Source organism: Spirillospora sp. NPDC048823, assembly GCF_043198445.1.
In the GTDB taxonomy this organism is placed as follows: Bacteria; Actinomycetota; Actinomycetes; order Streptosporangiales; family Streptosporangiaceae; genus Spirillospora.
The window spans coordinates 72650-84875 of sequence record NZ_JBICUT010000013.1; the positions used below are offsets into that span (position 1 = coordinate 72650).

At 68.1% G+C, this 12226-nt stretch carries 14 protein-coding genes; 6 read left to right on the top strand and 8 right to left on the bottom strand.

Annotation, left to right across the window (positions count from 1 at the left end):
- Window positions 1-95 precede the first annotated feature (95 nt).
- On the top strand, window positions 96-1292 hold the full coding sequence (locus tag ACGFK0_RS26770; RefSeq protein WP_392909424.1) for an MFS transporter: 1197 nt from the start codon (window positions 96-98) through the stop codon (window positions 1290-1292).
- Here ACGFK0_RS26770 and ACGFK0_RS26775 read toward each other — a convergent pair.
- Together ACGFK0_RS26775 and ACGFK0_RS26780 are read right to left on the bottom strand one after the other, a co-directional pair.
- Window positions 1179-2036: a helix-turn-helix domain-containing protein gene (locus ACGFK0_RS26775; protein ID WP_392909426.1), complete on the bottom strand. Its 858-nt coding sequence runs from the start codon at window positions 2034-2036 to the stop codon at window positions 1179-1181. The two genes, ACGFK0_RS26770 and ACGFK0_RS26775, sit on opposite strands and share 114 nt — an antisense overlap.
- Before the next feature lie 162 nt (window positions 2037-2198).
- The gene (locus tag ACGFK0_RS26780) at window positions 2199-2852 is read right to left on the bottom strand and encodes a maleylpyruvate isomerase N-terminal domain-containing protein (protein ID WP_392909428.1); all 654 of its coding nucleotides are present in this window, start codon (window positions 2850-2852) and stop codon (window positions 2199-2201) included.
- A gap of 257 nt (window positions 2853-3109) precedes the next feature.
- Between ACGFK0_RS26780 and ACGFK0_RS26785 the strand changes: the two genes are divergently transcribed.
- Window positions 3110-3850 carry a hypothetical protein gene (locus tag ACGFK0_RS26785; RefSeq protein ID WP_392909430.1) on the top strand — a complete coding sequence of 247 codons (741 nt, stop codon included), beginning with the start codon at window positions 3110-3112 and terminating at the stop codon, window positions 3848-3850.
- 192 nt (window positions 3851-4042) lie between these two features.
- On the opposite strand, the gene ACGFK0_RS26790 is transcribed toward ACGFK0_RS26785, so the two are convergent.
- Window positions 4043-4711, bottom strand: coding sequence for a class I SAM-dependent methyltransferase (locus ACGFK0_RS26790; protein ID WP_392909432.1), 669 nt, complete (start codon window positions 4709-4711; stop codon window positions 4043-4045).
- Window positions 4712-4772: 61 nt separating this feature from the next.
- On the opposite strand from ACGFK0_RS26790, the gene ACGFK0_RS26795 reads away from it, so the two are divergent.
- Window positions 4773-5441 (top strand): TetR/AcrR family transcriptional regulator, encoded by a 669-nt coding sequence (locus tag ACGFK0_RS26795; protein WP_392909434.1) that lies wholly within the window; start codon window positions 4773-4775, stop codon window positions 5439-5441.
- A gap of 124 nt (window positions 5442-5565) precedes the next feature.
- Here ACGFK0_RS26795 and ACGFK0_RS26800 read toward each other — a convergent pair whose 3' ends face one another.
- The 4 genes from ACGFK0_RS26800 to ACGFK0_RS26815 all read right to left on the bottom strand — a co-directional run bounded on the left by ACGFK0_RS26800 (window position 5566) and on the right by ACGFK0_RS26815 (window position 7843).
- Complete coding sequence (locus tag ACGFK0_RS26800; RefSeq protein ID WP_392909436.1) at window positions 5566-6447, bottom strand: hypothetical protein; 882 nt, start codon at window positions 6445-6447, stop codon at window positions 5566-5568.
- Window positions 6448-6543: 96 nt separating this feature from the next.
- Window positions 6544-6795, bottom strand: a complete 252-nt coding sequence (locus tag ACGFK0_RS26805; RefSeq protein WP_392909438.1) for a hypothetical protein — start codon at window positions 6793-6795, stop codon at window positions 6544-6546.
- Window positions 6796-6869: 74 nt separating this feature from the next.
- Window positions 6870-7079, bottom strand: coding sequence for a DUF397 domain-containing protein (locus ACGFK0_RS26810; RefSeq protein WP_392909441.1), 210 nt, complete (start codon window positions 7077-7079; stop codon window positions 6870-6872).
- Window positions 7076-7843: a helix-turn-helix domain-containing protein gene (locus ACGFK0_RS26815; protein WP_392909443.1), complete on the bottom strand. Its 768-nt coding sequence runs from the start codon at window positions 7841-7843 to the stop codon at window positions 7076-7078. Before ACGFK0_RS26815 ends, ACGFK0_RS26810 begins: the two co-directional genes overlap by 4 nt.
- A gap of 315 nt (window positions 7844-8158) precedes the next feature.
- Between ACGFK0_RS26815 and ACGFK0_RS26820 the strand changes: the two genes are divergently transcribed.
- From ACGFK0_RS26820 to ACGFK0_RS26830, 3 genes are all read left to right on the top strand, one after another.
- On the top strand, window positions 8159-8287 hold the full coding sequence (locus ACGFK0_RS26820; protein ID WP_392909446.1) for a hypothetical protein: 129 nt from the start codon (window positions 8159-8161) through the stop codon (window positions 8285-8287).
- A gap of 995 nt (window positions 8288-9282) precedes the next feature.
- Window positions 9283-10140, top strand: a complete 858-nt coding sequence (locus tag ACGFK0_RS26825; protein WP_392909448.1) for a hypothetical protein — start codon at window positions 9283-9285, stop codon at window positions 10138-10140.
- Between the two features lie 40 nt (window positions 10141-10180).
- Window positions 10181-10780, top strand: a complete 600-nt coding sequence (locus ACGFK0_RS26830) for a class F sortase (protein ID WP_392909450.1) — start codon at window positions 10181-10183, stop codon at window positions 10778-10780.
- A gap of 101 nt (window positions 10781-10881) precedes the next feature.
- On the opposite strand, the gene ccrA is transcribed toward ACGFK0_RS26830, so the two are convergent.
- On the bottom strand, window positions 10882-12207 hold the full coding sequence (ccrA, locus tag ACGFK0_RS26835) for a crotonyl-CoA carboxylase/reductase (RefSeq protein WP_392909453.1): 1326 nt from the start codon (window positions 12205-12207) through the stop codon (window positions 10882-10884).
- Window positions 12208-12226 lie beyond the last annotated feature (19 nt).

A 12226-nucleotide genomic window follows, 5' to 3' on the forward strand; every position in this document is an offset into this window, starting at 1 on the left:
GACGGGAGCGTGGCCGGCGCAAGGCCGGTCGAGCGATCAATCGCACGCTTCACACGATCAACCACGATGACGGGGACGTGGCGAAGCTGGACCCCATGACAGCCGCCCAGTCGTCACCAACGTCCCCCGGCTCTTCGCCGCCCGAGGTCTCGGCTCCGCCGGGAACCCGTTCGAACTGGTCACCGATCGTCGCGCTCGCCGCCGGGATCGCGGTGCTCGTGGCCAGCGAGTTCCTGCCCGCCAGCGTGCTGCCCGCGATGGCCGCCGACCTCGGGCTCAGCGAGGGCACCGTCGGCCTTTCCGTGGCGGCCACCGCGATCGCGGGCGCGGTCACGGCGCCGAGCATCGCGGCGCTGCTGCCGCGGACCGACCGGCGTACCGTGCTCGTCGGGCTCCTGGTGGCGGCCGCCGTCGCGAACCTGGCCGTGGCGATCGCGCCGGGCTTCGCCGTCCTGCTCCTCGGCCGCCTCGTACTCGGCATCGCCATCGCGGGATACTGGTCGTTCGCGTTCGGCGCGGGCACCCGCGCCGTGCCGGGACGGGACAGCGTGGTCTCCACGTCGATCGCGCTCGGCGTCACCATCGCGACCATCGCCGGCGTCCCGCTGGCGTCCCTGGTCGGTGACGCGGTCGGCTGGCGCTCGGTGTTCGGCGCCGCGGCCGTCCTCAGCGCCGCCGCGGCCCTGGCCGTCGCCGCGACGCTGCCGCGGGTGCCTCCGCATCCGGCCGCAGGATTCACCATGCTCAGGTCGGCGCTCGCCAACAGGTGGCTGATGGCCGGGGTCCTGGGAGTGGTCCTGGTCGCGTTCGGCAACTTCACCGCCTACCCCTACATCAAGCTCGCGATCGAAGGGGTCGACGCGGACGCCACGGTATGGCTGCTGCTCGCCTGGGGCGTGGGCGGAATGGCCGGCAACCTCGCGGCCGGACGGTTCGCGGGCCGGTTGCGGATCGTGGCCGCCGCGGCACCGCTGCTGCTGGGCGCCGGCCTCCTCGCCACCGTGACCGCGACGTCCCTTCCGGTGCTGGCCGTGGGGATCGTCGTGTGGGGTCTGGGCTTCAACATGGTCCCGGTCGCCACCCAGTTGTGGGTGACCCGCGTCGAGCCCAAGCGCGCCGAATCGGCTCTGTCGTTGCAGGTGACCGCGTTCCAGGTGGCGATCACGCTTGGGTCGGCGTCAGGAGGCGCGCTCCTGGACGCGCACGGCGTCACGGCCGCCTTCCTGCTCGGCACCGGATTCGCCGCGGCGTCCGGGACGGTCTTCGCCGCCCTGCGCGTTCCGCGTGGGTGACATGTCGCGCCAGGCCTGCGGCGCGACGCCATGGTGGGACGAGAACGCCCGGCTGAAGGCGGCCGCGGAACCGTACCCGACGGCATACGCGACGTACTCCACCGGACGCGAGGGATCGTCGAGCAGTCGGCGCGCCTCCCGCATCCGCACCTCCCGGAGCACCTCCGCGGGTCCGCGGCCGAGCGCGCGGCGGAACCGCTCGCCCAGCGCGGAACGCGACAGATGGACCAGGCGCGCCATTTCCTCGACGGTCCACGGCTCCCCCGGTCTGGCCGTCACCGCGGCCACCACGGCGGCGACGGCCTCGTCCATCCGGACGTTGTCGCTGCCGCCCTGGTCCTCGATCCACGAAGCGGTCATCGCCGCGCCGATCAGATTTCCGTAGCTGGCGGCGAAGAGGGAGGGCTCGCACACGCGCTCAAGCGGGCACTTCCCGACGAGCTCCGCGACGCCCGTGTGCCGGGTGCCGAAGCCGCGAACGATCAGGGGGTTCGGCAGCCGATGGACCGGTACGGCCAAGCGCAGATCCCCGACGACCAGAACGGACCGCTCGTGCCGGTTCGACGCGATGGCCCGGTGAGCGATACGGGCGTCCACGAGGACCGCGTCGCCTTCGGCGAGAACGCTGGACCCCGATGCCGCCTCAAGCGTGACCTCACCCGCCAGCACCAGCCCCCACCACGAGCCCGACGGTGTCCTGAGCGCCGTGCGGGCCCACAGCCGGACATGGTGCGAGCTCGACATCTCCCACACCGCTGCCGGCGACGCGGCCCCGTCCACCCCGGCACGTGCGATATCCACGACGTTCGCCACTCAAGGTCAAGCACAGGGAGAACCGTCTGCTATTCCCCGCCGTCCACCGAACACGGCGAACGTCCGGTTCCTCCCGCCGCCGGCGTGGCTCGGTCAGCCGAGAATCAGTGGGATCGTCACGGCCAGGTCGCCCAGTTCGGCGGTCTCCGCGTCCGTCGGCGCTCGACGTCCGGTGCCGACCAGCAGGGCGTCCGTGTCGGAGAACGCCACCGGAATCCGTGCCCCGGCGATCTTGTCCAGTGCCGCGCGGGCGGCGGCGAGGGTCTCGGCGGGCGGTCCGGCGGCCGAGGGCAGGTGCGCGATCAGGTCGAGGTGGTGCAACGTCCATTCGAGGACGTACGCGGACAGGTAGTCGCCGGCGGTCAGCACCTTGTCCTGGGTGCTGACGCGGACGCCGGGGTCGGCGAGTTCGGCGGCGCGCCCGGCGGCGGACCCGACGTCGTCGAAATGGAACTTGAGCAACCTCGGCTCGCCGTACGCGGCGGCCAGCCGGGGGATCAGTGCGTCGAGCGGGTCCTCGCCGGTCGGGGGTTCGACAAGGTCCCAGTAGGTGACCGAGTCCGCGGTCGGTTCGGTGTCGGCGGGCGTGACCAGCGTGATCAGGACGTCCTGGGCGTCGATGATCAGGTGGCACACCAGGTCCCGCACGAGCCAGCCGGTACAGCCGGACGGCCGTTCCCAGTCCTGCTCGGAAAGTTCGTCGACCGCGGCGCGCAACGCCGTCCAGGAACGCGAGAAAAGATCCACCCCGGCAAGCTAGTGCCGCACCGGAACGGCGAACCAGCACATTCACACGGTCGCCTCGCCTGCTCGTCGCGCTGGACAGTCGTCGGGGATACCAACGAACGTCAACCCACACCAAGATGATCAAAAGGCAAATGTTCGGCCGAGCCCGGCTGCCGCTGCTACGAAACGGGTTCTGCTCACCGCGGCCGGACCCGAGGGCGCAGCCGCCACAAGATCATTAAGACAGGCGAAGGGACGCGCCGCTATCGTGCCGACCCATGTCGAAACGGCAACGGCGCCTGCCTGGCCAACCTCTCAGTGCCAGCGCCTACGTGCTCGAACGATCCTTCAACGGCTCCGCCGAGTGGGCCATCATGCTCGTCTACAACCAGCCCGAACACATTCAAAGCTGTCTTGATCAAATCTACGGCCCGACCGATGGCCCTCCACGGCCGATCGACATCGGCTTCGGCGCCAAGGAGACCGAATACCTCTGGGCGGTGCAACGCGGCCGACTCACCTGGGGCGTCGACATACACGACTTTCTGCAGATCACCTGCCCGGACGGCACGGTGCACACCATGGCGGCCCTGTGGCGAGCCTTCGACCATGGCCTGCATGACCAAGACAGCGACATAGCCGAGCTCAAACAGATCTACGACCGGAACATCACCATTGACGCCACCGGTCACGGCAGCATCCACGCTGCATTCATCTCGGTCGACTGGGAGGGCCTGAGCAGCGTTCTTCCCCATCTAGAAGAACCGCTGCTGCAGCACCGCCAGCAGCTACGCATCGAGCAGCCCGCCGTGCACCCAGCGCCAGAGGCCGCGGACGACACCTACCTGGAGATCTGCATCCAACCCCGTGATCTCTTGGATGAGGAGGAGGGCGAAGACATCGACGATGACTACTGCAAGATCTACTACGGCGTTCAGGAACTCATGCACGAGGCCTACGGCGTCCAGAACGTCGATCCTGGGGAGGGCTTCACCGACCCTGATCCAGCACCGGAATAGCCGGGAGTTCGTGGGGCCGGTGGCGGCGGGCGCTCAGGGCCTGGCCGCTGCAGCCGCACCGTGTTGTGGGTCGCGACTCACCGTCCAGCCGCTGTCCTGCGAGCCGACGCAGCGCGCGTGATGCCGACCGGTGTCCGCCCGCAACTACGGCGGGCTCGTGGCCTCGGGAGAGCACCGGCCGGCTGATGCTTCCTAGGCGCCGCGGCGCAGCGTGAACCAGAAGGTCGGCACCGAGTTGGTGCCCGGGGTGACGTCGAGCAGCTCCCAGCCGGAGAACCTGGCGCGGAGCTCGTCGGCTGTGACGCCCGCCGCCCACGACGTGACCTCGGGAACCGGATTGCCGAGCGGCTCGGGACCGTACCCGAACATCAGCAGCCGTGCTCCGGGAGCGGCGCGGTGGGTGAGCCCGGCGGCGTAGGAGTCGCGGCGGTGCAGCGGGACCCCGCAGTAGCAGCTCAGGTCGAAGAACAGGTCGAAGGGGCCCGGCACGTCCAGCTCGTCGAGACGGGTGACGTCCCCGTGCAGCAGCCGTACCTCCGCTCCCTCCGCCGCGGCCTTCTCCCTGGCCTGGTCGACGGCTCGGTCGATCAGGTCGACGCCCGTCACCTCCCAGCCGTGCCGTGCGAGGTAGACGGCGTTGGTCCCCGTGCCGCAGCCGAGTTCCAGGGCGCGGCCGGGCGGCAGCGCGCCGTGCCCCTCTACCAGGGCGACCAGCTCGGGCGGCGTCACGCCGGTGTCCCACGGTGGCTTGCCGGTGCGGTAGTAGCCCTCCAGCGCGCGGCGGACGGACTCCTCCTCAGGGTCTCGCTGCGTTGAGGCCAGGTCCGATTCCGGCCGCTGGGTGGCCTTGGGCTGGTCCATCGTCTCCTCCAAGTATCTAGAGTTGAACTCTAGTGATGTACTCTAGAGATATACTCGCAAAATGGACGAAGTCAAGCGGCCGGACAAGCGAGCCGAGCGCTCACGCCGCACCCGTGAGAAGGTCGTCGAGGCGGCTCGCGAGCTGTTCGCCGCGCAGGGTTACGGGGCGACGAGCCTGCAGGAGGTCGCGGACCGGGCGGGCGTCGCCGTCCAGACGGTCTACTTCGTCTTCGGCAACAAGCGCACGCTGTTCAAGGACGTCGTCGACACGTCCATCGCCGGCGACATCGAGCCGGTCGCCACCATGGATCGTGAGTGGTTCCGCGCCGCGTGCGCCGAGCCGACCGCAGCCGGGCAATTGCGCGCCCACGTCCACGGCACCTGCGAGATCCTGGGCCGGGTCGCCCCGATCATGCCGCTGATCGCGGCCGCCGCGGCCACCGATCCGCAGATCGCCGCGCAATGGCCCGACGACCCCGACCCGCGCTACACCGTGCAGCACGCCGCGGCCCAGGCGCTGGCCGGCAAGCCCGGAGCCCGCCCCGACGTCTCCGTCGAGACGGCCGCCGACGTACTGTTCGGGCTGCTCAGCCCGCAGCTGTACCTACTCTTCGTCCAGGACCGCAACTGGTCGCCGGAAGAGTGGGAAGAGTGGGCCTACGCCACTTTGACCGCCCAGCTCTGCACCGCCCCTGCGGCAGACCCGGGGCACCCGGAGAACCGCGGCTAACCGACTCGGGTAGCGCCGAGCGTGGGACCTAGACGAAAAGATCTTCCTTGACCGTCAAGGTCTCCTCCAGGAGCTTGGGGCGGCAGCAGGGAGTCTGGCCGCCAGGAATGCCGGAGGCGGAGGTTTAGTCGAAGAGGTCGTCAGCGGTGTCGGCGGTGGAGGCGCGCTGAACCCAGCGCTCGATCTGGTCGAGATCGGTGCAACCTTCGACCCGGCCGCGGACATCATCGGTGACGGCAATGCCACGGCTCTGCAGGACCAGCAAGAGCGCCCTGACCTCACCTTCTGTGTGGCCCTCCTCGCGGCCTTCGGCGCGGCCCTCCTCGCGGTGGCTCTTAGCGAAGTCCGACTCCCATTCGTAGCCTTTGACCGACATGGTCTCCTCCAGGAGCTTGCGGGCCGCGTCAGACAACCGCGACGTTACGTAGTCATAGTAGAGCTTGCGTGTGTCACCGGCCACCGAGTGAAGAGCGTCGGTCAGGCTGTCGAGGACGGCTCTGACCTCTGGTCCTTCCGCATGAACGGGGGCAGCGAGCACCGCGAGTTCGGGGAGCCGCCGCGCCTGCCCGGGGTCCACGATCGGTGGGAGCATGCCCGGGTGGACGGTCAGGGGATTGAGCACCCAGCCGGGGTGACCCATGTCGATCGGGGCGGCGCAACCGCGCGCGGTGACCTTGTCCGGGCAGAGGACGAGAAGCATCACGGGACATTTACGGCGCTGGCGCAGTGAGGCGAGGTAGGCCGGCCAACTGTAGGACTTCTGATCCCGTGGGCGTAGCTGCGACTCCACAACCACACCCAGCTTGGGGCGCTTGGGATCCCCGAGCAGGACGGTGGCGTCACACCTCAACTCGGCCGGGTTGACGTCGGCGTAGGACTCCGACGTCAACGTGGTCGACACAAGGTCGGGCACGTCGAGGCCGAAGACGCTGCGCAAGAGCTCGGGAACGAGCTGCGGCCGGTTGCGGACCATCTCAAGCGGCAGCTCGTGCTTGTTCGTGGGCACGAACTACAAACTAACAGTAATTGGATGACCACGTAGGGCTTACTTCGGTCGGACTGTCAGCGATGCGGGGCTCGTCTCCCGATGGGCGGCAGCGGGTCACAGGTCGCCTGCCCAGTCGAGGGCTTGATCGACGGAGCGGCGGGTGAGGCCGGTCGCGGGGCCGATGGGGATCAGCAGGGTGGGCTCGTCGTCGAGGAGTTCGGTGATCCACGTCCCGTGCCCTGGATTGATCCGGACGGGTTCTTCACCTGGGAAGAGAGCATGTTCGGCGAAGCCCGAGGGGCAGCGGGAGGCACCGAACGGGTTGAGCACTCCGTCGACGTCGAGGAGGAGCAGCGGACGGGTCATCCTGGTGATTCCCTCCCGAGACGAGCCCCCGTCCAATGAGGGCGGGGGCTCCTTCCGGGGGCTGGCAGGTCGGCTCAGGGAAGGTCGTGGGCGTTGGCCTTGATGTGGCTCGTGAACTCGCGCCAAGCTGCGTTGCCGAAGGTCAACTTCGGGCCGTCAGGGTTCTTGGAGTCCCGGACAGCGAAACCCGGCGCCGCACTCGCGACTTCAACACAGGCGCCACCCTCGTGGCCGCTACGGCTCGACTTACGCCAGTTCACGGCTGACAAATCAGGTTTGGTCATCCGTACTCCTCCATGATGCTCTTGATCAGGGTCCGTGATTCCTCGACCCGAAGCGCGTTACCTCGCAGTGAGTTGTACCTTACTGCGAAGCGCGCGACGATTCGCGGCTCCTGGAGGAGCATCCCCTGCCCCGCTATCTCGCCGTAGACGACGTCCGGCGCGTTGGAGAAGCTGAGAATGGTGAAGCCTCCTGTGAGGCCGGGGTAGTACCCCTCACTCAACGGCACGACGTCGATCGAGATATTGGAGCGTTCACCCAAGGCGAGGATGTGGGCGAGTTGCTCCCGCATGACCTCCGGGCCCGAGATCTCACGGCGTAGCGCCGCCTCATCGAGGGTGAACCACGCGTGCGGCGCATTCTCGCGAGTGAGGAGCTTCTGTCGTCCGAGGCGTTCTGCGACGAGCCGTTCGGCGGTGTCCGGGTCTTGGTCGTGGCCGACCACAGCACGGATGTAGTTCTCGGTCTGGAGGAGGCCGTAGATCAGCGTCAGTTCGAAGTTTCGTAGCTGGCTGGCTTCGGCCTCGCGCTCCTGGTACTCGGGGAAGCCTGGTGGGAGGACGGCCTGGTAACGGGTGTCGATGATGCGCTTCCACAGGCGGTGGAAGAGGCCGTTGGTCTTGAAGTAGGTGTCGAGGTTCTCGGCGAAGTCCCTGGACGGGATGCTCTTGGCCGCCTCGACCTGGCTGATCCACTGCGGGGTGTAGCCGAGGACCTCGGCGAGGCCAGTCCTGGTCAGTCCGGCCTGTGAGCGCCACTCCGCCATTTCGCAGGCGAATGTCTGAATTGCGGGGGCTTCATATGGTTCACTCCTCGATCCCATGGGAACTCCTTGTGAAACCCGTCGCCGGGTTTCGTTGATCTTTCGGGGGGTCGGCATTGATCCGTTCGACTTGCTGGCCGGGAACAATGCGCTGCTGTGATTCTTATAACACATATCCCGACAGCGAATCCGACCCTGGGGCCATCCGTGAAAGACACATCTTCGTTCGATAACCCGGCTCTCGATCGGCTCCGTGAGGACTTTCCCGGACACCACATTTGGCGGTCCCGGCGCTGGGACGGACATTTCGGGGAATACGTGGCCACGCTCATCGACCCGAGGGCCGGCGTGGACGCGACCGTGATGCGTCCCGACCCGGTCGAGCTCCGGGCCGAGCTGATGAGGGAGGCGTTCCGGGCGCGCGGTACCACTCGGAACCTCAGGTGACGGAGGTCGCGCCGTCTCCGCTGGACGGCCTTCGGGCGCGGCGTCGTCTGAACCGGTTGGCTCGTCGGCTGCGACGGCGCGGCTGGAGGGTTCAGGGTCGCCGGGACGGTCGCCTGTCGCGGCTGCGCGTGTTCGATTCGCGGGTTCCGTGCATCGGGGAACACGTCGCGGCCGTCCGGGACGCCGACGGGTGGTGGTTCGTTTCGAGCACCGGAGAGCGGCTGGGGCTTTGCGACGATCCGGAGCGCGCGGCGGTCAGGCTCGCCGCTCTCCTCGTTCCATGGATCGTCCGCGCCCTCGGTGGGACTGCGCCCGTCCCTTCCGACGACGAGGAGTGCGCGTCCCAGGAAATTTCACAACGAAGCGATGATCAGACCGGTTGAATCTTTGCGGTGTCCGCTAGGCCATTTGAATGCGTCGGGAGAACATTTCGGAGGGTGAGCGGTGACGCCACGTGGCATTCGACACGACCGTTCTCCCGACCGGCCGACGGTGACGCTCTGTCGCCGGTTCTGGTTCCGCGGTGCGACCCGGTGTGATCGACTTCACTCTTTACAGTGACCCCGGACGGGCGCTACGGAAGGTCACGCCAGCGTGATTTTCAGCATTTGAAGACCCTGCGGCCCGGGTGCCGCAGACCCCGCCGGCATGAGGGTGGCCGACTCCGCGTCGCTTGCCTTCGGGCCATGTTTTCGCAGGTCAGAGCTCTATCGAAATTGTTTCGGAGAGGCGGTCGCTCGACCAATGCGGAGGGTTTACACGAATCTCAGCATGACCGAGTCAGGCCATTCACCAGCTGTTCTCCTGCATTTCGGGTTGCGCCGCAACCGGTTATCACTACACTGCTGCCTCATCGTCCTCCTACGTCTCCCCGGGCTTCGCTAACTGCGAGCACACCCGCCTTGTCTGCCGCGTCGTGCGGCATCCCCCGCCATCGCTAGGTGTGAATCCCACCCGAGGGACATGAGGGTTCCCCGATCATGAGGAGAAACACAATGCGCTCAACCCGGCTGGCCGCGGCAGGAGTCGCCGCGGGGGCAATGGTGCTCGGGATGGCGGGCCCGGCACTCGCCGACGGCAAGGCCTCGGCTTCCCCCAACCCGTTCACGGCGGGCTCGAAGATCACCGTCACGGTGGAAGGCTGCGAGACCAAGCCGGTGCTCGCGCACCAGGGCACCATGGTCTTCAACGGGCTGGTGAAGTTCACCCAGAGCGGCACCACCTGGACCAGCGCCCCGGTCGCGACGTTCGACAGCAGGCACCTGAAGGCCGGCCAGAGCTACGACTACAAGGTCACCTGCTACGACCCGAACAACAAGAAGCTGACGCTGACGCTGCCGCTCACGGTCGCCAAGCCCGACGGCAACGACCCGACGCCGACGCCCACGACGCCGACGTTCAAGTTCGGGTACGACAAGGTGAAGCTGTCCACCACGCGCGTCGCCCCCGGCCAGAAGGTCACGTTCACGGTCAACTGCCCGACCGCGGTCACCGTTTCGGGTAACGGCTACACCAAGAACCCGCTGCCGGTGAAGAAGACGGGCGACGCCACCTGGACCGCCCAGGGCACGTACCGCAGCAACCCGCCGGACCCGACCACCGTCACGGTGGTCTGCAAGGACTTCGGGTCGGTGAAGTACAGCACCAGCCCGGAGAAGGGCACCGGCAACGGCACCGGCACCGGCATGAAGCCGAAGACGCCGAAGATCCCCACCGGCCCCATCAACACCGGTGACGGCAGCTCGCTGGGCACCGATGGCTCGCCGATGATGGCCGCCGCCTGGGGCGCGTTCATGTTCCTGGGCCTCGGCGCGGTCGCGCTGCGCCGCCGGACGGTCTCGGAGCGGTCGTAAGTTGCCTGACTTCTCAGCAACGGCCGCCGGTCGCCGCGCCATGGGCGTGGCGACCGGCGCGCTGCTCACCGGACTCCTGTTGAGCGGCTGCGGTGGCGATGACGGCAAGGTCACCTCGGAGGGCAGCCCTGCGGCGACCCCCTCCTCCGGCACCACCGCCGCGGCGGTGTCCGCGCCGCTCACCCATTCGCAGCCAACGAAGATCACCATCGAGAAGCTCGGCGTGTCGGCTCCCGTCGGCGAGATCGGGCTCCTGCCCAACGGGCGCGTAGAGGAACCGCCGCTGAGCAAGCCGAACCTCGTCGGCTGGTACAAGGAGGGCGTCACGCCGGGCGAAATCGGCCCGTCGGTCCTCCTGGGCCACGTCGACGCCAACGGCAAGCAGGCCGTGTTCTACCGCCTGAAGGAACTCAAGGCGGGAGACAAGATCCAGGTGGCGCGCAAGGACGGCACCACCGCCACGTTCGCCGTGCAGCAGATCCAGCGCGTCGACAAGAACGCCTTCCCGCACAAGAAGGTGTTCGGCGAGCAACTGGACCACGCGTCCCTTCGCCTGGTGACCTGCGGGGGAGCTTTCGACCCCAAGTCGGGCCACTACAAGGACAACGTGATCGTGTACGCCAAGCTGGCCGGTTCCTGACCAGCTGAACGCGACCGCCCGCCCGTCCACGGCTGTGGAGGGGCGGGCGGTCTCTTCTGTGGACGGCGGCCCGGCGGTGAGGCCCGTCCAGGAGCGGGGCTTCAGCGGCGGTAGAGGTTCAGCTTGTCCTCGCCGATGCGTTCGCGGAGGGCCGGGTCGTCCACGCCCTGGCCTTCGCCGGTGGCGCCGCACAGGACGGCGACCTTGCCGATGTGCTGGTTGGTCTGGACGGCGCGGGTCGCGGCGCCGGCCTCGTCCAGCGGGAACACCGCCGACAGCGTCGGGTGGATCATGCCGAGGCCGATGAGGCGGTTCACCTCGACGGCCTCGTGGTAGTTGAAGCCGTGCGAGCCGATGATGCTCTTGAGGCGCATCCAGAGGAACCGGTTGTCGTACTCGTGCTTGTAGCCCGTGGAGGAGCCGCAGGTGACGACCTTGCCGCCGCGCTTGGCGACGTAGACGGACGCGCCGAACGTCTCCCGGCCGAGGTACTCGAAGACGATGCCCGGGTCCTCGCCGACGAGGCGGCGGATCGCCTCGCCCAGCATCCGGCCGGCCTTGGGGTGGCGGAGGCCCTGCTCGCCGAGGTCCAGGTCGTTGCGGTTGATGACGTTCTCACAGCCCTGGGAGCGGACGATGTCGGCCTTCTCGTCGGACGACACGACCCCGACGGGAATGCCGCCGCCGTTCTTGACGAGCTGGGTCGCGTACGAGCCGAGGCCGCCGGTGGCGCCCCAGATCAGCACGACGTCGCCCTGCTTCATCCGGGCGCCGTGCGTCCCGACGAGCATCCGGTAGGCGGTGGCGGCGCAGAGGGTGTTGGAGCCCGCCTCCTCCCAGGTGAGGTGCGCGGGCTTGGGGATGAGCTGGTTCGCCTTGACGATGCAGTACTCGCCGAGCGAACCGAAGTTCGTCTCGAAGCCCCACGCGAGCTGCGTCTCGCTCATCATGCCGTCGTCGTAGGAGCCGTGGTCCTCCTCGTCCACATAGGACGGGGACAGGACGACCTTGTCCCCGACCTTCCAGCTCTTCACGCCGCTGCCGGTGCGGACGATGACGCCGGAGCCGTCGGAGCCGAGGATGTGGTAGGGCAGGTCGTGCCTGGCGCCGTACCAGCCCTGCCTGCCGAACTTCTCCAGGAACGCGAACGTGGGGATGGGCTCGAAGATCGCCGACCAGACGGTGTTGAAGTTGATCGCGGCGGACATCACCGCGACGACGCACTCGTCGGGCGCGAGTTCGGGCATGTCGACCTCGCCGACGTGCATGGAGCGGCGCACGTCCTTGTCGGCCTGGCCCTCGAAGATCCCGACCTCGTCCTTGCGGGTGAACGCGGCACGGAAACGGGTCGGCAGGTCGATGTCCTGCAGCTCGGGTCCGGTCGCGCCGGACCGTACGGCGTCGAGCAGGTCATGGGACTGGGCCATGGGGGTGTCCTCCGTGGAA